Origin of the sequence: Streptomyces sp. NPDC087901 (assembly GCF_044742205.1) — a bacterium.
In the GTDB taxonomy this organism is placed as follows: domain Bacteria; phylum Actinomycetota; class Actinomycetes; order Streptomycetales; family Streptomycetaceae; genus Streptomyces.
In genome coordinates this window covers 147109-167961 of record NZ_JBIUUC010000006.1, presented here as the reverse complement: position 1 = coordinate 167961, position 20853 = coordinate 147109, and the positions used below count along the sequence as shown (strand labels likewise).

Genomic DNA, 20853 nt, shown 5'->3' with positions numbered 1-20853 from the left:
CCGCCGCCGCCCGCCCGCGACGTCTCAGGCGGCCCGGTATGCCGCCCTCAGCTTCGCCACCGCGCCGGTCAGGTCACCGGTGAGCAGCAGGTGGTCGGCGTCGGCGAACGGCTTGGACACCGCTTCCGTCAGCTTTCCGTTGATCTTCTGCTGGACCAGTAGCCGGGCCTGGCCGACGATGGTGCGGCCCACGTCCGTCCGGCCGAGGCCGGTCTTCTCCGCGACCTGGGCGGCCAGCGCGAGTGCGCCGAGCGTGAGCTCGCCGCCGGCCGGGGGCTTCTTCAGCGTGGTGAGGCCCCAGCCGTACGGGAACTGCGGGTCGTACGCCGCGTCGCCCACGTTGATCGGCAGCTGCGACTCGGCCTTCGGCCAGGTCACCGGCAGCTGACCGGTGAAGGCGCGCTTGCCGAAGAGCACGTCGGCCACGCCGTCGCCCTCGGTGCCAGGCAGCCAGGAGGCCACCAGGGCGTCGATGCCGTCGAGCCGGTCGCCGATGAGCTGCGGGCGGCCCGAGACGATCAGGACGGCGCACTTCATCGCGGCGCAGACCTTGTCGACCGCTGCCTTGTCGGCGGCGGACAGCTCCAGGTCGTGGCCGTTGCCGACGTCGCCTATGCCCTCCGCGTACGGGGTCTCTCCGACGACCACGACGCCGACGTCGTAACCGTCCGTGGCGGCCGATGCGTCCTTGGAGTACGTGACCGAGGCCGCGTCCTTCTTCATGGCCGACAGGATCGTGGTGCCCGGGGTGATGTTGCCGGACGAGCCCTGCCAACTGACGGTCCAGCCGCCGGCCTGGTTGCCGATGTCGTCGGCGTTGGAGCCGGCGACGTACACCTTCTGCGTGGACTTCAGCGGCAGCACGCCGCCGTCGTTCTTCAGCAGCACCTGGGACTTCGCGGCGGCCTCGCGGGCCACGGCGCGGTGCTCGGCCGAGCCGACCTTGTCGAGGTTGGACGTGTCGGCGTACGGCTTCTCGAAGAGGCCCAGCTTGAACTTCTGCGTCAGGATGCGGGACACCGCGTCATCGATCCGGGCCTGGGTGATGCGGCCCGCGGTGACCTCGTCCTGAAGCGTCTTCGTGAAGTCCTTGTACGCCGTCGGCACCATGATCATGTCGAGTCCGGCGTTGACGGAGGTGCGGACGTCGCTCGCGTAGTCGCCGGGGATCTGGTCGATCGCCTGCCAGTCGCTGATGACGAAGCCCTCGAAGCCCATCCGGTCCTTCAGCACACCGTTGATCATCTCGGCGTTGGCGTGCATCTTCACCGGGCCCTCGTCGTCCCCGAGGATGTCGAGCGAGGAGTACGACGGCATGACCGTGCCGACCCCGCGCTTGACGGCGTCGTCGAACGGGGCGAGGTGGACGGCTTCGAGCTCCTGCCGGGTGACCTTGGTGACGCCCTGGTCGATGGGGTAGGAACCGGTGGTCGAGGAGCCGTACTCCGTACCGCCGTCGCCGACGTAGTGCTTGGCGGTGGCCAGCACCTTGTCGTTGCGGTCCAGGTCCTTGCCGGACGCGGCGCCCTGCATGCCCTGGATCACGGTCTCCAGGGACTCGACGAGTGCCGGGTCCTCCCCGTACGCCTCGTAGGCGCGGCCCCAGCGGTCGTCGCGCGAGACGCAGAGGCAGGGGGCGAAGTCCCACGGGATGCCGGTGGCGCGCACCTCGTTCGCGGTGACGGCGCCGGTCTTCTCGACGGTCTTCGGGTCGCGGGTCGCGCCGAGGCCGACGTTGTGCGGCATGATCGTCGAGCCGATCACGTTGTTGTGGCCGTGCACCGCGTCCACGCCGTAGATCAGCGGGATCTGGAAGCGGGTCGCCTGGGCGCGCAGCTGGTAGCCGTCGACCATCTTCGCCCAGGCCGCGGCCGTGTTGGGCGTGGGTACGGAGCCGCCGCCGGAGAGCAGCGAGCCGAGGTCGTACGTGGCGATGTCGCCCTGCGAGGCGAGCGCGTTGCGCTCCGCCTGCGTCATCTGGCCGGCCTTCTCGGCGGGCGACATCCGGGCGAGCAGGTCGGCGACCCGCTGCTTCACCGGCAGCTTCGAGTTCTGGTAGGGCAGCCCGTGGGCGTCGATGACGACCTGCGGGGTCTCCTTCGGCGGCTTGGCGCCGGTGACGGTGAGTTCGAGCGGGACCGTCTTCGCGGACGCGGCACCCGAGATCTTCCGCGTGGTGACGGAGACGCGGTGCGTGGTGCCGGACGCGGTGCCCGCAGGGAAGGTGTACGTGCCGCTGACCGGGGCGTAGTCGGTGCCGGATTCCCCGGTGCCGCCCTTGGTCTCGTACGCGACGGTGACGGGCTCGTCCAGCGGGAGGGAGCCGGTGGTGGCGACGGAGAGGCCGATGTCGGCGGTGGCGCCCTGCTTGACGGGGTGCACGGCCGCGTCGGTGACGACGCTCGCCTTCAGTGCGGCGTCCGCCTTCCCGTACAGCTCCATGCCGTCGATGGCGAACTTGCCGGGGGCGCCGGGCGGCAGGGTGAGGGCGTAGCCCCACATCTCGTCGAGGCCGAGCACCTGGTCGATGCCGCCGACGGGCTGGTAGTCGCCGCGGTAGGTGAAGTCGGCGAACGGGATCTCGACCTGGTGCCAGCCCTCCCAGTCGTCGGTGAAGGAGGTGGTCCAGAGCTCGGAGGCCTCGCCGTGGGCGCCGCCGTCCTTGATCTCGAAGCTGATCTTCTTGCCCGAACCGGGCGGCAGGGGCGCGGTGTTCTGGCCGTACCACCAGAAGCGGATGCCCTTGTGGGCGGACCAGTCGTGGGCGGGCTGGTCCGCGGCGTAGTCGTGGCTGAGGCCGCCGTAGCCACTGATGTCGAAGGTGCCTTCGAGGACCTTGGTGCCCTCGGGGGCGTCCGCGCGCTCCTTGAGGGACAGGGTGGGCGGGTCGTCGGCGTCGCCGCCCCAGGTGAAGATGCCCTCGGCGGGCTGGTTCGCGAAGGGGACCTCGCCCTCGAAGCGGTCGATGGCGACGGGTGCCGGCTCGTCGGCAGCGGCGGGCGCCGCCGCGCTGGGAACGGCCCCGGCGAGCAGGCCGGCGAGGACGGTGGCGGCGGCCAGTGCGGCTGTCGCGGGTCTCGCCCGGTGACGGGTGCGTGGTGGCATGTGCGGCTCCTCGGTGCGGTGACCGCGCGCGGCACAGCGGGGTGCGGATGCTGTGCCGCGCGCGGGGTGCGGGTGTGACGTGGAGGTGCGGGGGGTGGTGCGGGGGTGCGGGGGGGGGCCGGTTACTTCTTCTGCTCGACGCGGACCCAGTCGATCTCGGCCCTGACGCCGCCCTGGGCGATGCGGTCGACGCTGGACTGCGGAAGGCCCCAGTAGGGCGTGGTGACCTTGTTCCAGCCGGCGGGATACGCGCCGCCGAGGGCCAGGTTGAGGATCACGTACTGGTTGTGGTCGTAGACCCACTGGCCGCGGGTGGACTCCAGCTTCTGGCGGGAGGTCGTCTGGACGACGCGGTCGTCCACGGTGAACGTCATGCCTTCGGGCGTCCACTCGACTCCGTAGGTGTGCCATTCGTCGGCGCGGCCGCCGTTCGGGTAGGTCTGCTGCTTGCCGATGTTGCCGTCGGCCGAGTAGCCGGGGCCGTGCAGCGCGGAGCTGGTCCAGTCGCCGTAGCCGATGTTCTCCATGATGTCCGTCTCGCCCGAGCCGGGCCAGGAGACGGACGGGTCGTCGACATTGCTGCCGAGCATCCAGAAGGCGGGCCAGAAGCCGTCGCCGACCGGCAGCTTCATACGGGCGCTGACCTTGCCGTAGGTGAAGTCGAACCTGGTGTTGGTGTCGACCCGGCCGGAGGTGAAGTCGAAGGTGCCGTTGGGCGTCGGGGTGCAGCCCTTGCAGTACTTCGACTCCAGGACGAGGGCGCCGTTCTCGGTGCGGATGTTGTCCGTCGAGTCGACGTACGCCTGCGATTCGCCGTTGACGGGGCCCATCTCCGTACCGGTGCGCACCACCCGCCACTTGGAGCGGTCCAGGCCCGAGCCGGTGAAGTCGTCGAAGAACGTGGTGCTGTACGCGCCGCCGGGGTTCTTGGGCAGGGCCGGGTAGGCGGCGTCCGCGCTGCCTCCGGTGCCCCAGACCTGGAACTCGTAGAGGGAGTAGCCGAACTGGGCGGTGGCGGGCGCGGGGTTGTAGAAGGAGCGGCGTTCGGTGCCGAGCATCCGGACGTAGCGGCCGGTCGCCGGGGTGGGCAGGGTGACGGTGTCGTGGCGTCCGGCGGCCTCCCCCGGCGCTTTCACATCGGCGCGGCGGGCGGCGACGTCGGCGGCGGACGGCTGGAAGACGGTGCGCCAGGTGCGGTTGTCGTCGGAGACCTGGATCCGGTAGTCGACGGCGTACGCCGCCTCCCAGTACAGGTCGACGGTGTCGATCGTGGAGGTGGCTCCCAGGTCGACGCCGACCCAGCGGTCCGCGTTCCAGTCGCTGGACCAGCGCGACTGGTCCGCCCTGAGGTCGGACGGCCACCCGCCGTCGGTGACGAAGGCCGGTGAATTGCCCGCGTGCTGGTAGAGGTTGCCGTACGCGGGGTGGTTCAGGGCGAGGTTGGTACGGGTCGTGGAGGCGGGGGCCTTCTCCCCTCCGTACACCTTGAAGGAGTAGAGGGAGTAGCCCCAGGCGGTGGCGCGCTGGATGCCGCGCATCCGGACGTAGCGGCCGGTGACCTCCTGCGGGTAGGTGTGCGCGGTGACGGTGCCGCCGGTGCCGTCGTCCTCGGTGTAGAAGGTGGTCCAGTCGGTGCCGTTCCTCGACACCTCCAGGACGTACTTCTTGCCGTAGGCGGCCTCCCAGTCCAGGGTGACCTGGCTGATGCGGAGGGTGGAGCCGAGATCCACCCGGATCCAGGCGTCGTCGGCTGCGTTGCTGGACCAGCGGGTGGCTCCGTCGCCGTCCGCGGCGGCCCCCGGTCCGGTGGCGTCGTTCTCACTGCCGGACGCGGTGACGGCGCCGGGGTCGGCCGCGTGGGCGGCGGCCGCCCGGTCGGTGTCCCATGCCGCGGCCTGCGCCGCCGGCCGGGGGGCCGGGGCGGCGAAGGCCATGGGGGCGGCGAGGGCGATCAGAGCGGCGGTGGCGGCTGCCAGAGTCGTACGAGAGGGCACGGTGGGGCTCCCGTTCGTATGCATGGGGGCTGCGCGACCACGCGCGCGGGCGCGGCTACGCGTTGCGGGTGAGGTGGATGGTGTCGCGGTACCACTTGGCGCTGTCCTTGAGCGTCCGCACCTGCGTGTCGTAGTCGACGCGGACGATGCCGAATCGCTTGTCGTAGCCGTAGGACCACTCGAAGTTGTCCATCAGCGACCAGGCGAAGTACCCCCGGACGTCTGCCCCTTGAGCACGGGCGTCGGCGACGGCGGCGATGTGGTCGGCGAGATAGGTGGTGCGGTCGGCGTCGTGGATCGCGCCGTCCGCGGAGACGGTGTCGTCGAAGGCGGCACCGTTCTCGGTGATGACCGTCGGGAGGCCGTAGTCCTTCTCCAGACGGACGAGCAGGTCGGTGAGGGCGGTGGGGGTGATCTCCCAGTCCATGGCGGTACGGGGCAGGTCGCGCTCGACGACGCGGGTGACGGGCAGGCCGTCGGCGTCGGTCGTCGCGCCGTCCTCGGTCACGCCGGAGAAGAGGGAGCCGCGGTAGAAGTTGACGCCGAGGACGTCCAGCGGGGTGGAGATGATCTCCAGGTCACCGTCCTGGACCGGGAGTTCGACGCCCTGGGCGGCGAGGTCGGCGACGATGTCCGCGGGGTAGGCGCCCTTGACGACCGGGTCCAGGTAGAGGCGGGCGCCGAGCCCGTCGGCGCGGCGGGCTGCCTCGGCGTCCTCGTGGCTGTCGGTCGCGGGCGTCGCGGTACCGAGGTTGAGGGTGATGCCGAGCTCGAGCTCGTTGCCGCGGGCGGCGGCCTGCTCCCGCATGTACTGCGAGGCGAGGCCGTGGCCCAGCAGCAGGTGGTGGACGGCGTGGATCGCCTCGCCGAAGTCCTTCCGGCCGGGGGCCTGGTTTCCGTACGCGTAACCGAGCATCGCCGAGCACCACGGCTCGTTCAGCGTGGTCCAGTGCTTCACCCGGTCACCCAGGGCGTCGTAGGCGAGGGCGGCGTACTCGGCGAAGCGGTAGGCGGTGTCGCGGGCCGGCCAGCCGCCCTCGTCCTCCAGCTCCTGCGGCAGGTCCCAGTGGTAGAGGGTGATCCACGGGGTGACGCCCTTGGAGTCCAGCTCGTCGACCAGGCGCTTGTAGAAGTCCAGGCCCTTGGCGTTGACGGGTCCGCGGCCGCCGGGCTGGATGCGGGGCCAGGCCAGCGAGAAGCGGTACGTGTCGACGCCCAGGTCCGCGATCAGCTGCACGTCGTCGGGCATCCGGTGGTAGTGGTCGCAGGCCACGTCGCCGTTCTCGCCGCGGACGACCATGCCCGGCACCCTGCAGTACGTGTCCCAGATGGACGGCGTTCTGCCGTCCTCGGCCGCCGCACCCTCGATCTGGTAGGCGGCTGTGGCGACGCCCCAGCGGAAGTCGGCGGGCAGACCGGGTACGGCCCGGGCTGCGATCTCGCGGGCGTAGGCCTGGGGGGTGACGAGGTTCATGGTTCTCCTGTGGTGTGCGGTGCGTACGTCGCTACGGGCGGGCGACTGCGGGGGCCGGGGCTTCCTTGTGGAGCCAGCAGGCCACCGAGCGGGAGCCGTCCCCGTCCGGTGCGGCGAGTACCGGGACGTGGGTGTCGCAGCCGTCGACCTTCTTGGCGCAGCGGGGATGGAAGGCGCAGCCGGCCGGCATCGCGGACAGGTGCGGGGGCGAGCCGGGGATGCCGCTGAGCTCGCGGCGGGGGCCGTGCAGCGCGGGGAAGGAGTGCAGCAGCCCGTCGCTGTACGGGTGGCGGGGGTCGCGGTAGATGTCGGACGCGCCGGCCTCCTCGACAATCCGGCCGCCGTACATGATCGCGATCCGGTCGGAGAACTCGATGAGGAGGGAGATGTCGTGCGTGATGAAGACGACGGAGAAGCCGAGTTCCTCACGGAGTCTGACGAGCTGGCGCAGGATCTGGCGCTGCATGACGACGTCGAGCGCCGTCGTGGGCTCGTCCATGATGACGATCTCGGGCTCCAGGGCGAGGGCCATCGCGATCATCACGCGTTGGCGCATGCCGCCGGAGAGCTGGTGCGGGTAGGCGCCGAGCCGGTCGGCGGAGATGCCGACGAGGTTCAGCAGTTCCTTGGCCCGCGCGGTCCGTTCGCTCTTCTTCATGTCCGGGCGGTGCGCCTGGAGTACGTCGGTGAGCTGGCTGTGGACCGTGTGGACCGGGTTCAGGGAGTTCATCGCGCCCTGGAAGACGATCGACAGCTCCTGCCAGCGGAAGGCGCGCAGTTCGGGTGCCGACAGTGTCAGCAGGTCGAGCGCTTCGCCGTCGCGCTGGTGGTAGTGGACCTCGCCGCCGGTGATGACGCCGGGCGGGGAGAGCAGCCGGGTGACGGCGTAGGCCAGGGTGGACTTGCCGGAGCCCGACTCCCCCGCGAGGCCGAGGACTTCGCCGCGGTGCAGGGTGAGGTCGATGTCGCGCAGCGCGTGTACGGCGTCCGCGCCGGTCCCGTAGTCCACGTTGAGGCCGCTGATGGTGAGGACGGGCTCGCTCATGAGCGGGACTCCTTGTCGTGCGTGCGGTGGCGCCGGCCGCGCTCGGGCGGGGCCGCGGCGGTACGGGCCACGGGGGTGAAGCCGACGCGCATCCGGACCTTCCGGGAGCCGCCGGTCTCGGTGCGCAGGCGCGGATTGACGAATTCGTCGATGCCGAAGTTGATGAGGGCGAGCGACATGCCGAGCAGGGCGATGCAGAGCCCGGCCGGGACGAACCACCACCACGCGCCCTGGGCGAGGGCCTGGTTGGACTGCGCCCAGAACAGGACGGTCCCCCAGTTCCAGTTGGAGATGTCGGCGACGCCGATGAACGCGAGGGTGATCTCGGAGAGGATCGCGAAGATGACCGTGCCGACGAAGCCGGAGGCGATGACGGCCGTCAGGTTGGGGAGCACCTCGAAGAAGATGATCCGCCACGTCGACTCACCAGTGGCGCGGGCCGCCTCGACGTAGTCGCGGCGGCGCAGCGACAGTGTCTGGGCGCGCAGCACCCTGGCGCCCCAGGCCCAGGAGGTCAGGGCGATGACGAAGGCGATCAGCAGGTCGCCGGTGTCGGAGACGAAGCTCGCGATGATGATGATCAGCGGCAGTCCGGGGATGACCAGGAAGACGTTGGACAGCAGCGAGAGCACCTCGTCGGCGGTGCCGCCGAGGAAGCCGGCGCTGACGCCGATCAGCACGGACAGGATCGTGGCGATGATCCCGGCGATGAATCCGACGACGAGGACGCCGCGGGTGCCGACGAGGATCTGCGAGAGGACGTCCTGACCGGTCTGCGTGGTGCCGAACCAGTGGGACCCGGACGGCGGCTGGAGCAGGGCGTTGCTCATCGTGTCGGGGTCGTACGGAGCGATCCACGGGCCGATGACGGCGATCAGTACGAAGAAGAGCAGGATGCAGAGTCCGACGACGGTCTTGCGGCCGCGCAGGAAGCGGAATTTGCGCTTGCTCGCTGCGGGGGTCTCGGTCGCGTCGAGTACGGCGACCTCGGTGGCGGTGACGGCCATGAGCTAGTGCCTCTCGTTCGGAGCAGGCCGGACAGGGAGCGAGGTCTGGTGCGTGCAGCCGCAAGGCGGAGGATCGAGCCAACGCGAAGGGGGTCCCCCCATGGCCTCGGCCATGGGGGAGTTGGTGACTGACGACAACACCGCAGGTGTGCGTGCCAGACCCCGCGAGCCCGGCATGCTCTGGACGAGAGGCACTAGGCCTCCCTTCGGGTACGGGGGTCGAGGAGCATGTAGAGCACGTCGGCGAGGAGGTTCGCCGCGAGGACGGAGAGCGTGATGATCAGGAAGACGCCCTGCATGAGGGGGTAGTCCTTGGCTCCCACGCCCTGGAAGAGCTGGTAGCCGATGCCCGGGTAGGAGAAGACCATCTCCACCAGGAGCGTGCCGCCGACGATGAAGCCGAGCGAGAGGGCGAAGCCGGAGATGTTGGGGAGGATCGCGTTGCGGGCGGCGTATCCGAACATCACCCGGCGCTCCGAGAGCCCCTTGGCCTGGGCGACCATGACGTAGTCCTCGCTCGACACCGTCACCATCATGTTGCGCATGCCGAGGATCCAGCCGGCCACCGCGCTGAGCACGATCGTGAGGCCGGGCAGCACCCCGTGGTAGAGCGCGCTGGAGATGAACGGCCAGTCGAAGGCGGGCACCAGCGAGTTGTCGTAGCCGCCGGCGGCCGGGAAGAGCGGCCACTTCACGGCGAACAGCGAGATGGCGATGAGGCCGAGCCAGAAGTACGGGATCGCCGAGATGAACGTGGTGACGGGCAGCAGGCTGTCCATCCAGGAGCCGCGCCGCCAGCCGGTGAAGACGCCGATGCCGGTGCCGAGCACGAAGCTGATCAGCGTGGTGATGCCGACGAGCGCGAGCGTCCACGGCAGCGACTGGGCGATGACCTCGCTCACCGGGGTGGGGAAGAAGGTGAAGGAGAGCCCGAGGTCACCGTGGAACAGGTGTGACCAGTAGTCGGTGTACTGCTGCCAGATCGACTGCTTCTTGTCGAGGCCGAACAGGGCCTTGAGCGAGGCGATGGCGCTGGTGTCCAGCTGGCCCTGGAAGCGGGCTATGAGTGCCTGCACCGGGTCGCCGGGCATCAGGCGCGGGATGAGGAAGTTGATGGTGATGGCGGCCCAGGCGGTAACCAGGTAGAAGGCGAGCCGTTGGAGCAGGTACTTCACTTCGCAGCCTCCTTCTCGTGGCCGTCGGTGGGGGCCGCGACGGCGGAGCCGTCGTACAGCCAGCAGGCGGCCCACTGGCCGTCGGCCAGGTCGAAGCGGGGCGGCAGTTCGGTGCGGCAGCGCTCCATCGCCTTGGGGCAGCGGGGGTGGAAACGGCAGCCGGCAGGGGGGTCGATGAGCGAGGGGGGCTCGCCGCTGCCGGTCTCCTCCTGCTCCTCCTCGTCGACGACCCGGTCCGGGTCGGGCGCCGAGGCGATCAGCAGCTGGGTGTAGGGGTGGGCGGGGCGCTGGGTGACGGTCTCGCTGTCACCGCCCTCGACGATCCGGCCCGCGTACATCACGAGCGTGGAGTCCGCGAAGTAGCGGGCGGACGCGATGTCGTGGGTGATGTAGAGGATCGCGAGGTGCATGCGGTCCTTGAGGTCCTTGAGCAGGTTGAGCACCCCGAGCCGGATGGAAACGTCCAGCATCGAGACGGGCTCGTCGGCGAGGAGGACCTGGGGGTCGGCGCCGAGCGCGCGGGCGATGGCCACGCGCTGGCGCTGACCTCCCGACAGCTCGTGCGGGAACTTGTCCAGATACTGATGAGGAGGAGTCAGCTGGACACGGTTCAGCAGAGCGGTCAGGTTCTGTTCCAGTTCCGCGTCGCCGCTGCCCGCCCTGCCGTGGATCTTCAGGGCGCGGGTGAGGTGGTAGCGCACGGTGTGCACGGGGTTCAGCGAGGCGAACGGGTCCTGGAAGATGAGCTGGACCCGGCGTACGTAGCTGCGGAAGGACCGGCCACGTCCGGCCTTCACCTTCTGGCCGCCCAGGTGGATCTCGCCCTCGGTGAGCGGATACAGCTGGGCGAGCAGTCTGGCGACGGTCGACTTCCCGGAGCCTGACTCCCCCACCAGCGCCGTGACGGTGCCGCGCCGCAGCTGCAGCGAGACGTCATCGACGGCGTGGACGGTACGGCGCTTGCCCGCGAGGAGATCGCGGCCGGTGCGCCGCACGGCGAAGTGTTTCGTGACTCCGCGTGCTTCGAGCACGACGTGGTTCTTTTCGAGCTTTTCAGACATGGCCGGTACCTGGATCCCTGGTCCTACTTGGACGGCTTGAGCTTCAGCACGATCTCCAGCGACGAGCGCTGGGTGTGCTGCGGGTCGGCGTACGGGTCGGCCTCGGTGGGCCAGCCCACCCAGTTCTTGGTGGAGTACTCGGCCCCGATGGGCGCGGCAGCCGTCGGGATCATCGGCGCCTGCTCGACCATGATCTTCTGCAGGGAGTTCATCGCCGCGGTACGGGCGGTGTCGGTCGTGGCACTGGCGAAGTCCTTCAGCGCCTCGGTCGCTTCGGTGCTCTTGAAGCGGCCGAAGTTGCCCTGCTGGGAGGGCTTGCCGATGGGCTGGAGCAGCGCGCCGTCCATGATGTTCTGGTACATGTCGTACGGGGTGGCGCCGCTGTTGGTCCAGTGCAGGGTGGCGTCGAAGTTGCCGTTGGCGACGTCCGCGCCCCACGCCTCGGCGGTCTGCGTCTTGACCTTGGCCTCGATGCCGATCTTCTTGATGTTGTCCTTGATGATCGCGAGACCGGTGATGTAGTCGTTCCAGCCGGCCGGGTCGGTGAAGGTCAGCTTCACCGGCTTGCCGCTCGGGTCCTTGAGGACACCGCCGCTGAGGGTGAAGCCGGCCTTCTCCAGGACCTTCTTGGCGCCCTCGACGTCCGGCTTGGTGGTGGCGTTCCGGTACTCGGGGGCGAGGAAGGACTTGCCGGCGGGCAGCGGGATGCCGGTCGGGTTGGTGATCTCGGGGTAGAGGGTCGCCTCGGCCTGGGTGTAGATCGCGTTGCGGTCGACGACCATCGCCATGGCCTTGCGCAGCGCCGGGTTGTCGAACGGCGCGCGGGCGGTGTTGAACCACAGGCCGTGGATGCCGAGCCCGGAGGGGAACCACAGCTTGTGGTTCTCCGGGTCCTTGGAGATGAACAGCTGCTTGTAGTTCGGCATGAAGACGAACGACCACTCCAGCTTGCCGCTGGCCAGTGCGGTGGTGGCGGCACTGTTGTCGTTGTAGGTGCTGTAGCGCAGCTCCTTGACCTTCGTCGCGCCCTTCCAGTAGGTGGGCGTGGCGGTCAGCGTGGTGGTCTGCGGGGTGAACGTCTTCAGCTTGTACGGGCCCGAGCCGACCGGTGTGCGGTTGGGCCAGGTCTCCGGGTTCTTGACGCCTTCCCAGATGTGCTTGGGCACGATGTACTGCTGGATGATCTTGTTCTGGTTGACGTACTGCGAGTCGTCGAAGGTCAGGACGACCTTCTTGCCCTGTACCTCGACCCCGCCCCACGCGATGCCGTCGGCGTTGAGCGCCGGGTGCTTCTTCAGCAGGTTGAAGGTGAACGCGACGTCGTCGGCGGTCAGCGGCTTGCCGTCGGCCCACTTGGCCCGGGGGTCGAGGGTGAAGGTGACCTTGGTGAAGTTGAGGTCCCACTTCCAGTCCGTCGCCAGCCACGGGTCGGCCTTCACCGAGGGCCGGATCTGGCTCGTCATCGCCAGCGGCTCGTAGATCATCCAGCGATAGCCGAGGGTGGCGCCCGCCGAGGTGTTCAGGAACGGGTTGCTGTTGTTCGTCTGCGGCCCGTCGGGCTTGCCCAGGTTCAGCACGCCCGAGGCGGCCGAGCCGCCGCCCTTGTTGTGGTTCGAGTTGGCGGACGAACAGCCGGCGGCGAGCGCGACCACCGCGGTGGCGAGCGCGGCGGCTCTGAGCGTGTGACGGCGTGCGGACATAACGACTCCAGGAGGGACTGGCGGGTCTGGGAGATCCGGAAACGGGCAGAGCTCGGCGCGCCGGGTACGGGAGGTGCGGGTGCGTACAGGCGGTACGGGCGGTACGGGTGCGTGCGGGGCCGGGCCCGCAGCGCTAGGGCGCCGAGTGGCGCACGACCAGTTCGGTGGGCAGCACGACCGGTGCGTCGGGTACGGGCGTGCCGCCGAGGTGGGAGAGCAGCATCCGTGCGGCCGTCTCACCCATCTGCCGGGTGGGCTGGCGCACGGTGGTCAGGGGCGGTTCGGTGTGCTCGGCCATCGGGATGTCGTCGAAACCGACCACTGCGATGTCACCGGGCACGGAGCGTCCCGCGGCGCGCAGCGCCCGCAGCACGCCTGCTGCGGTGATGTCGTTGTGCGCGAAGACCGAGTCGAACTCGACGCCGGAGGCGAGGAGTTGCTCCACGGCCTGCCGGCCGCAGATCTCGGTGAAGTCTCCGCGGACGACGAGGTCGGTGGGCAGGACCGAGACGAATCCCTCCAGCCGGTCGCGTACGCAGCCGAAGTCCTGGGGGCCTGTGATGACCAGGGGCCTGGTGCGGCCGGCAGCCCGCAGATGGCGGGCGGCCGACGCGCCTCCTTCGTGGTTGGTGGTCACGACGGAGGGGAACTCGGGGTGGTGGCCGCGATCGTCGATCAGCACGATCGGCAGGCCGCCGCGGTGCAGTGCGGTGAGGTGGTCCATGGTGTTCTCGGGTTCGACGACGACCAGTCCGTCGAAAGCGCGCGCCGACACCTGGCTGGTGAAGCGCTCCACGGACTCGGCCCCGCGGTTGCAGGTGAAGAGCAGCAGCCCGTAGTCGGCGGCCTCGACGGTGTCGACGACGCCCTGGAGCACCTCGCCCATCCACGGCCAGGTCAGCGAGGGCACCAGCATGCCGACCGTACGGCTGCTGCCGCGGGCCAGACCGACGGCGCCCGAACTGGGTACATAGCCGAGCTGTGCGATCACTTCACGAACACGGGCGGCCGTCGAACCGTCCACTTCGCCCTTGGTGTTGATGACCCGGGACACGGTCGTCTTGCTGACGCCGGCCTCACGGGCGACATCAGCGATGGTGACACGCATCGGGGGCCTCCAGGACACAACGGGACAGAGCGAACGGCCGGCCGTGGAACCGGTACCGCAACCGGTTCCGGAACCGGTACCGGCGTTGGTGGCGTGAGTTAACCCCGCTGGAACAGGGCCGTCAATACTTCACGTCGAGATTGGTCCGTACCCATCTTCCGAGCAGCGGAAAAAGGCGGTTGCCTTCAAGTCCTGAACGCACAGGCTCTTGACGTGGGCACGCAAGAGCAGTTCACTCCCGTCTCGTCCGACGGCACGTCCCCCACGCTCCCGCCGAGGAAGGCATCAGCCATGATCCGTTCAGGAAGGGCGGCCAGGGCGCTGCTCGCAGCAGTGCTCGCGACCGCCGGCCTCACCGGACTCTCGTCCGGCACCGCGCAGGCCGCGGGCGAGACGGTGAACATCGCCCTGACCACCACCGACGACTCCGGCGGCCGTCATGTGACCCGGGGCCTGGAGGCGCAGACCCCGGTCGCGTTCGGAGCCGGGAACGGGGGCGGCGGTACGAACATCGCGGTCGACGAGAACACCCGGTACCAGACCTTCACCGGCGGCGGCGCCTCGTTCACCGACACCGCCGCGTATCTGATGAAGAGCAGCGGGGCGCTGAGCCAGGCGACTCGCGACGCCACGATGAAGAAGCTCTTCTCCCCCACGGAGGGCATCGGGCTGTCGTTCGTACGCAATCCGATGGGCGGTTCGGACCTGGCGCGGTACGGCTACACGTACGACGACATGCCCGCCGGGCAGAGCGACCCGTCGCTGTCGAACTTCTCGATCGCACACGATCTGGAGGATGTGCTGCCGCTGACGAAACAGGCCAGGCAGCTCAACCCGGCGCTGACGACGGTGGCATCGCCCTGGACCGCCCCGGCCTGGATGAAGGACAACGGGCAGCTCAACGGAGGCTGGCTGAAGGCGGAGAACTACGGCGCCTACGCCGACTACTTCGTGAAGTACCTCCAGGCCTACCGGGACCAGGGCGTTCCGGTCGACTACGTCACCGCGCAGAACGAGCCGACGTGCTGCGGGGGCTATCCCTCGATGAGCTGGAACGGCTCCGGACTGGCCTACTTCACCAAGAGCGAGCTGCTGCCGAAGCTGGCCTCCGCGGGTCTGGCCACCAAGGTGCTCGCCCACGACTGGAACTGGGACACCTACGACGCGTACGCCGCTGCCACCGTGGACGACGCGGCCGTGCGCAACCACCCCAACTTCGGCGGGGTGGCCTGGCACGGGTACGGCGGTGACATCGCCAAGCAGACGGCGGTGCACAACCAGTACCCGTCGATGGACGCGTTCCAGACCGAGCACTCGGGCGGAACCTGGATCGCCGACCAGCAGCGCGAGGACATGCTGAACATCATCGATTACACCCGCAACTGGGCGAAGTCGGTGACCAAGTGGTCCCTGGCGGTGGACCAGAACCGCGGCCCGCACAACGGTGGTTGCGGTACCTGCGACGGGCTGATCACCGTGCACAACGGGGACAGCAGGAGCGGACAGGTCGACTACAACATCGAGTACTACACGATGGGCCACCTGACCAAGTTCGTCCGCCCGGGCGCCTCCCGGATCTCCTCCACCGCCAGTTCCACCGTGCCCAACGTCGCCTGGCGCAACCCGGACGGCTCGAAGGCGCTGATCGCGTACAACGGCGGCGGCTCGGCCCAGCAGGTGACGGTCAACTGGGGCGGCCAGAAGTTCTCCTACTCGCTCCCCGCCCGCACATCGGCGACGTTCACCTGGTCGGGGACACAGTCCGGGGCGGAGGCCGCCTCGGGGACCCTGTCCGGCCCCGGCGGCAAGTGCCTCGACGCGACGGGCAACACCGGCGCGGACGGCACGCCCGTCCAGCTCTGGGACTGCACGGGCGGCACCAACCAGCGCTGGACAGTGCAGGGCGACGGCTCGATCCGTGCGCTCGGCGCCTGCCTGGACGTGACCGCGGGCTCGACGGCGAACGGCGCGAAGGTCCAGCTGTACACCTGCAACGGCACCTCGGCGCAGCGCTGGACGTACAACGCTTCGACGGGCGACATCGTCAACACGGCCGCGGACAAGTGCCTCGACGTGACCGATCAGTCCACGGCGAACGGGGCCCGCACCCAGATCTGGACGTGCACGGGGACGGCCAACCAGAAGTGGCATCTCCAGTAGAAGCCACCCGCCCGGACCACGGGCCACACGCCCGGACCGCGGGCCGGACAGCCGGCCCGTGGTCCGGGCGCGTCCGCGCCGGACCCTCTTACTCCGTCGGTTCGATCCCCGCGCGCAGCAGCCCGAAGGTGTACGCGTCCTCCAGGGCCTGCCAGGACGCCGCGATGACGTTCTCTGCGACCCCCACGGTCGCCCAGTCGCCCTGGCCGTCGCCCGTGGTGATCAGGACGCGGGTGGTGGACTCGGTGCCGGTGCGACCCTCCAGGATGCGGACCTTGTAGTCCACCAGCTCCAGCTTGGCCAGCTGCGGGTAGATCCGCTCCAGGGCGACCCGCAGCGCCCGGTCGAGCGCGTTGACGGGGCCGTTGCCCTCGGCGGTGGCGACGATGCGCTCGCCCTTGGCCCAGAGCTTCACGGTCGCCTCGTTGGCGTGGGTGCCGTCGGGACGGTCCTCGACGATCGCCCGCCAGGACTCCACGCGGAAGTAGCGGCGGGGCCGGCCCTCGGCCTCGGCCCGCAGCAGCAGCTCGAAGGAGGCGTCGGCCGCCTCGTAGGTGTAGCCCTGGAGTTCGCGCTCCTTGACCCGCTCGACGACCCGGCCGATGAGCTCGCGGTCGCCGCCGAGGTCGATGCCGAGTTCCTGGCTCTTGAGCTCGATGGAGGCGCGGCCCGCCATGTCGGAGACGAGCATCCGCATGGTGTTGCCGACCAGCGCGGGGTCGATGTGCTGGTACAGGTCCGGGTCGACCTTGATCGCGGAGGCGTGCAGCCCGGCCTTGTGCGCGAAGGCCGAGACGCCGACGTAGGGCTGGTGGGTGGAGGGCGTGAGGTTGACGACCTCGGCGATGGCGTGCGAGACGCGGGTCATGTCGGCGAGCGCGCCCTCGGGGAGGACGGACATGCCGTACTTGAGCTCCAGCGCGGCGACGACGGGGAAGAGGTTGGCGTTGCCGACCCGCTCGCCGTAACCGTTGGCGGTGCACTGGACGTGGGTGGCGCCCGCGTCGACGGCGGCCAGGGTGTTGGCGACGGCGCAGCCGGTGTCGTCCTGGGTGTGGATGCCGAGGCGGGCGCCGGTGTCGGCCAGGACGGTGGCGACGACGGCCTGGATCTGAGCCGGGAGCATCCCGCCGTTGGTGTCGCAGAGGATGACGACGTCGGCCCCTGCCTCGGACGCGGTCCGGACGACGTCCTTGGCGTACTCGGCGTTGGCGCGGTAGCCGTCGAAGAAGTGCTCACAGTCGAGGAACACCCGGCGGCCCTGGCCGGTCAGATAGGAGACGGTGTCACGCACCATCTCCAGGTTCTCCTCCAGCGTGGTGCGCAGGGCGAGTTCCACATGGCGGTCGTGCGCCTTGGCGACCAGGGTGATCACCGAGGCGCCCGACTCCAGCAGCGCCTTGACCTGCGGGTCCTCCGCCGCCTTGCCGCCGGCCCTGCGGGTCGCGCCGAAGGCGACCAGTTCGGCGTTCTTGAACTCGATCTCCTGGCGCGCGCGGGCGAAGAACTCGGTGTCGCGGGGATTGGCTCCCGGCCAGCCGCCCTCGATGAAACCGACGCCGAAATCGTCCAGGTGCCGGGCGATGGTCAGCTTGTCCGCGACCGTCAGGTTGATGCCTTCACGCTGGGCACCGTCGCGCAGCGTGGTGTCGAAGACATGGAAACTGTCGTCGGTGGGCTTGGCCTTGGTGGTCATGCTGATCTGACTCCTGTCGGATGAGTGGATCCGGACGATCTGACTCCACTTGCCCCCATCATCCCGCGTGCCTCGTCCCGGCCGGTGGTGAGGGCCGGAAAACAAAAAACCCCTCGCGGGTGCGAGAGGTCTGCGCGCGGGTCTGGGGCACGGTGGCCGTGCCGTACATGGTGGTACGGGACGATCACTGCGGACCGGCGCGCCTGTTGCCAATAATCATGACGAACGAGGACACGGAAGCAGTCTGGCACAGGACCGCCTCCGTACCCCGCGCTGTCTCAGGATGCGGGCGTGACGCTCGTCGCTCCGGCGGGCTGCGCCTTCTCCCCCGCCTGCCCGGCGACGACCCGGTTCAGGTCGATGTCGCGGGTCTCACGCATGGTCAGGTAGACGACGAGGGAGACCGCGGCGCAACCGGCCACGTACCAGTAGAAGCCGGACTCGGCGCCGGCGTTCTTGAACCACAGCGCCACGTACTCCGCGGTGCCGCCGAAGAGCGCGTTGGCGACGGCGTACGAGAGACCGACGCCCAGGGCCCGGATGCCCGTCGGGAAGAGCTCGGCCTTCACACAGGCGTTGATCGAGGTGTAGCCGGTGATCACGAGCAGCGCGAGCAGGGCGAGGCCGAGCGCCGGCCAGAACGTGTCGGCGTGCTTGAGCATCGTCATGATCGGCACGGTCAGGAAGGTCGAACCGACGGCGAAGGTGATCAGCAGCGGGCGGCGGCCGATCCGGTCGGACAGCATTCCGGCCAGCGGCTGGATGCACATGAAGACGAACAGCGCGCAGAAGCTGACGAGCGAGGCGGTGGACTTCTCCATGCCGGCGCTCTTGGAGAGGAACTTCGTGAGGTAGGTCGTGTACGTGTAGTAGGCGACGGTGCCGCCCATGGTCAGGGCCATCACGAGGAACGCCTCGCGCCGGTGCTGCCACAGCACCTTCAGCGTGCCGCGGTCCTGCTGCTCGGCCGCTCCGGAGTCGGCGTACACCTCCGTCTCCAGCATGGAGCGGCGCAGGTAGAAGACGATGCCCGCGCCGAGTGCGCCGACGACGAACGGGATGCGCCAGCCCCAGCTGTGCAGCGCCGCCTCGGACATGTTGCGCTGCAGGACGATCTGGAGGCCGAGGCCCACGAGCTGTCCGGCGGTCATGGACACGTACTGGAAGCTGGAGGCGAAGCCGCGCTTCTCGGGTGCGGAGGCCTCGGTGAGGTAGGTGGCACTGGCCGCGTACTCACCGCCGACGGACAGCCCCTGGAGCAGCCGGGCCACCATCAGTACGGCGACGCCTCCGTACCCGGCGACGTCGTAGGTCGGCGCGATCGCGATGAGGACCGCGGAGGCCGACATGAGGGTGACGGTCAGGGTGAGCGCGGCCTTACGGCCCTTGCGGTCACCGATCCGGCCGAGCAGCCAGCCGCCGACCGGCCGCATGAAGAAGCCGACGGCGAAAATGCCCATGGTGTTCATGAGGTTGGCGGTCTCGTTGCCTTCGGGGAAGAACGAATCCGCGAAGTAGACCGCGAAGGTCGCGTACACGAACCAGTCGAACCACTCGACCATGTTGCCGGCCGAACCGACCCAGATTTTCTTCCACTGCTCTCGTCCCATGGTTGGCCACCGTGCCCGAACCGCCGGAAGTCCAACAAGGGTGCAGGGCGCAACGATCGCGCGTACTTACGTGCGTTTCGTTCACGGGCGGGTGACGTCAGCCGGTGGCGGTCAGCGATTCGTCGACGAACTCCGCCACGCGGGCCAGGGCCTGGTCCCGGCCGGTGCCGGGGACACCGACCGCCACATGGACACTGAAACCGTCGAGCAGGGCGCGCAGCCGGGTGGCGACGTGCTCGGCGTCGACCCGGCGGAACTCCCCGCGCGAGCCGCCCTCGGCGAGCAGCGCCACCAGGTCGCGGTGCCAGGCGCCCTCGATCGCGGCCTGCCGGGCGCGCGCGTCCTCGTCGGCGTCGCGCGAGCGGTTCCAGACCTCCAGCCAGAGCGTCCAGTGCGGGTCGCGGTGGCCGGCGGGGAGGTAGAGGGCGATGTACGCGTCGAGCCGTTCGCGGGCCGTCCCGGGCCAGGACAGCAGCCGGCGCCGCTCGGCCCCGAGCCGGTTCTCGCTCCACTCCAGGGTCTGGAGCAGCAGTTCGTCCTTGGTACGGAAGTAGTAGAGGAGGTGGCCGCTGCTCATGCCGACCTCGCGGCCGAGCCCGGCCATCGTGAGGCCGTCGAGGCCGCGTTCGGCGACGGTGGCCATGACGGCGGCGAGCACGTCCTCGCGGGGCGGGGCGGTGTTGCGGCGGCGCGGGGCGGTGGGCACGGTTCAGACCTTCGGCTGCTGCTGGGTGATGCAGTGGATGCCGCCGCCCCCGGCGAAGATCGCGCGGGCGTCGACGAGTGTCACCGTACGGCCGGGGAAGAGCCGGCGGAAAATCCCGGCGGCGAGTTCGTCGCGCGGGTCGCCGAACGCGCACAGGACGACACCGCCGTTGCAGAGGTAGTGGTTGATGTAGGAGTAGTCGACCCACTCGTCGCCGGCTCGCAGCACGGTGGGCGCGAGGACCTCCACGACCTCCAGCGGCCGCCCCTTCGCGTCGGTGGCGGCGCGCAGGATGCGGACGGTCTCCCGGGTGATCTCGTGGTCCGGATGGACCGGGTCCGGCTGGACGTGGGCGACGACGGTGCCGGGGCGGACGAAGGCGGCGACGATGTCGACATGGCCGAGCGTGCCGTACGTGCCGTAGTCGCCGGACAGGCCACGGGGCAGCCAGATCGCCTTCTCGGTGCCCAGGCGCGCGTGGACCTCGGCCTCGACCTCCTCACGGGTCCAGGCGGGGTTGCGTTCCTTGCCGAGCTGGACGGTCTCCGTGAGCAGTACGGTGCCCTCGCCGTCGACATGGATCGCGCCGCCCTCGTTGACCAGCGGCGAGCTGTGCACGGGGACACCGGCGAGCTCGGCGACGGAGCGGGCGATGTGGCGGTCGCGCTCCCAGCGGGCCCACCCCTGGGCGCCCCAGCCGTTGAACGTCCAGTCGACGGCGGCCAGTTCGCTTCCGTCGGTGACGAACGTGGGGCCGATGTCACGCATCCACGCGTCGTCGAGCGGGCGCACCGCGAGCTCGACGTCCGGGCCGAGCAGTGCGCGGGCGCCGTCCTCCTGGCCGGGGCCGACGACCATCGTGACGGGTTCGAAGCGGCGGACGGCGTGGGCGACCGCGGCCCAGGCGCGGCGGGCCTCGTCGAGTTCGGCCGCGGTGCCGAACGTGGGGTTGGGGCCGGGCCAGGCCATCCAGGTGCGTTCGTGCGGGGCCCATTCGGGCGGCATGCGGAAG

Annotated in this window: 14 protein-coding genes; 1 reads left to right on the top strand and 13 read right to left on the bottom strand. The window is 69.7% G+C overall.

Annotation, left to right across the window (positions count from 1 at the left end):
- Positions 1-24: 24 nt before the first annotated feature.
- The 9 genes from ACIOEW_RS20960 to ACIOEW_RS20920 form a co-directional block, all read right to left on the bottom strand.
- Positions 25-3105 (bottom strand): glycoside hydrolase family 3 protein, encoded by a 3081-nt coding sequence (locus ACIOEW_RS20960; RefSeq protein WP_401965082.1) that lies wholly within the window; start codon positions 3103-3105, stop codon positions 25-27.
- A gap of 122 nt (positions 3106-3227) precedes the next feature.
- Positions 3228-5099 carry a discoidin domain-containing protein gene (locus ACIOEW_RS20955; RefSeq protein ID WP_401965080.1) on the bottom strand — a complete coding sequence of 624 codons (1872 nt, stop codon included), beginning with the start codon at positions 5097-5099 and terminating at the stop codon, positions 3228-3230.
- Between the two features lie 55 nt (positions 5100-5154).
- Positions 5155-6573, bottom strand: a complete 1419-nt coding sequence (locus tag ACIOEW_RS20950; RefSeq protein WP_362556072.1) for a GH1 family beta-glucosidase — start codon at positions 6571-6573, stop codon at positions 5155-5157.
- A gap of 31 nt (positions 6574-6604) precedes the next feature.
- Positions 6605-7618, bottom strand: coding sequence for an ABC transporter ATP-binding protein (locus ACIOEW_RS20945; protein WP_362556074.1), 1014 nt, complete (start codon positions 7616-7618; stop codon positions 6605-6607).
- Entirely contained in the window at positions 7615-8625 is a 1011-nt protein-coding gene (locus tag ACIOEW_RS20940) for an ABC transporter permease (RefSeq protein WP_362556076.1), read from the bottom strand. The genes ACIOEW_RS20945 and ACIOEW_RS20940 overlap by 4 nt, the downstream gene beginning before the upstream one ends.
- 194 nt (positions 8626-8819) lie before the next feature.
- Positions 8820-9800 carry an ABC transporter permease gene (locus ACIOEW_RS20935; RefSeq protein WP_362556078.1) on the bottom strand — a complete coding sequence of 327 codons (981 nt, stop codon included), beginning with the start codon at positions 9798-9800 and terminating at the stop codon, positions 8820-8822.
- On the bottom strand, positions 9797-10861 hold the full coding sequence (locus ACIOEW_RS20930) for an ABC transporter ATP-binding protein (protein ID WP_362556079.1): 1065 nt from the start codon (positions 10859-10861) through the stop codon (positions 9797-9799). The genes ACIOEW_RS20935 and ACIOEW_RS20930 overlap by 4 nt, the downstream gene beginning before the upstream one ends.
- A gap of 23 nt (positions 10862-10884) precedes the next feature.
- Positions 10885-12561 (bottom strand): ABC transporter substrate-binding protein, encoded by a 1677-nt coding sequence (locus ACIOEW_RS20925; RefSeq protein WP_401965079.1) that lies wholly within the window; start codon positions 12559-12561, stop codon positions 10885-10887.
- 133 nt (positions 12562-12694) lie between these two features.
- Positions 12695-13669 carry a LacI family DNA-binding transcriptional regulator gene (locus ACIOEW_RS20920; RefSeq protein WP_401965078.1) on the bottom strand — a complete coding sequence of 325 codons (975 nt, stop codon included), beginning with the start codon at positions 13667-13669 and terminating at the stop codon, positions 12695-12697.
- Between the two features lie 291 nt (positions 13670-13960).
- Here ACIOEW_RS20920 and ACIOEW_RS20915 point away from each other — a divergent pair, with 291 nt between their 5' ends.
- Positions 13961-15829 carry a lectin gene (locus ACIOEW_RS20915; RefSeq protein WP_401965077.1) on the top strand — a complete coding sequence of 623 codons (1869 nt, stop codon included), beginning with the start codon at positions 13961-13963 and terminating at the stop codon, positions 15827-15829.
- Positions 15830-15917: 88 nt separating this feature from the next.
- Here ACIOEW_RS20915 and cimA read toward each other — a convergent pair whose 3' ends face one another.
- From cimA to ACIOEW_RS20895, 4 genes are all read right to left on the bottom strand, one after another.
- Complete coding sequence (cimA, locus tag ACIOEW_RS20910; protein ID WP_362556086.1) at positions 15918-17525, bottom strand: citramalate synthase; 1608 nt, start codon at positions 17523-17525, stop codon at positions 15918-15920.
- Between the two features lie 278 nt (positions 17526-17803).
- On the bottom strand, positions 17804-19135 hold the full coding sequence (locus ACIOEW_RS20905) for an MFS transporter (RefSeq protein ID WP_401965076.1): 1332 nt from the start codon (positions 19133-19135) through the stop codon (positions 17804-17806).
- Between the two features lie 97 nt (positions 19136-19232).
- Positions 19233-19841: a TetR/AcrR family transcriptional regulator gene (locus ACIOEW_RS20900; RefSeq protein ID WP_401965074.1), complete on the bottom strand. Its 609-nt coding sequence runs from the start codon at positions 19839-19841 to the stop codon at positions 19233-19235.
- A gap of 3 nt (positions 19842-19844) precedes the next feature.
- Entirely contained in the window at positions 19845-20846 is a 1002-nt protein-coding gene (locus tag ACIOEW_RS20895; protein WP_362556132.1) for an agmatine deiminase family protein, read from the bottom strand.
- Between the last annotated feature and the right edge of the window lie 7 nt (positions 20847-20853).

Excerpts from the sequence above, each read along its gene's own strand:
- ACIOEW_RS20930 (WP_362556079.1), bottom strand. The coding sequence starts at position 10,861 with ATGTCTGAAAAGCTCGAAAAGAACCACGTCGTGCTCGAAGCACGCGGA.
- ACIOEW_RS20920 (WP_401965078.1), bottom strand. The coding sequence starts at position 13,669 with ATGCGTGTCACCATCGCTGATGTCGCCCGTGAGGCCGGCGTCAGCAAG.
- cimA (WP_362556086.1), bottom strand. The coding sequence starts at position 17,525 with ATGACCACCAAGGCCAAGCCCACCGACGACAGTTTCCATGTCTTCGAC.
- ACIOEW_RS20925 (WP_401965079.1), bottom strand. The coding sequence starts at position 12,561 with ATGTCCGCACGCCGTCACACGCTCAGAGCCGCCGCGCTCGCCACCGCG.
- ACIOEW_RS20895 (WP_362556132.1), bottom strand. The coding sequence starts at position 20,846 with ATGCCGCCCGAATGGGCCCCGCACGAACGCACCTGGATGGCCTGGCCC.
- ACIOEW_RS20960 (WP_401965082.1), bottom strand. The coding sequence starts at position 3,105 with ATGCCACCACGCACCCGTCACCGGGCGAGACCCGCGACAGCCGCACTG.
- ACIOEW_RS20905 (WP_401965076.1), bottom strand. The coding sequence starts at position 19,135 with ATGGGACGAGAGCAGTGGAAGAAAATCTGGGTCGGTTCGGCCGGCAAC.
- ACIOEW_RS20950 (WP_362556072.1), bottom strand. The coding sequence starts at position 6,573 with ATGAACCTCGTCACCCCCCAGGCCTACGCCCGCGAGATCGCAGCCCGG.
- ACIOEW_RS20940 (WP_362556076.1), bottom strand. The coding sequence starts at position 8,625 with ATGGCCGTCACCGCCACCGAGGTCGCCGTACTCGACGCGACCGAGACC.
- ACIOEW_RS20945 (WP_362556074.1), bottom strand. The coding sequence starts at position 7,618 with ATGAGCGAGCCCGTCCTCACCATCAGCGGCCTCAACGTGGACTACGGG.
- ACIOEW_RS20915 (WP_401965077.1), top strand. The coding sequence starts at position 13,961 with ATGATCCGTTCAGGAAGGGCGGCCAGGGCGCTGCTCGCAGCAGTGCTC.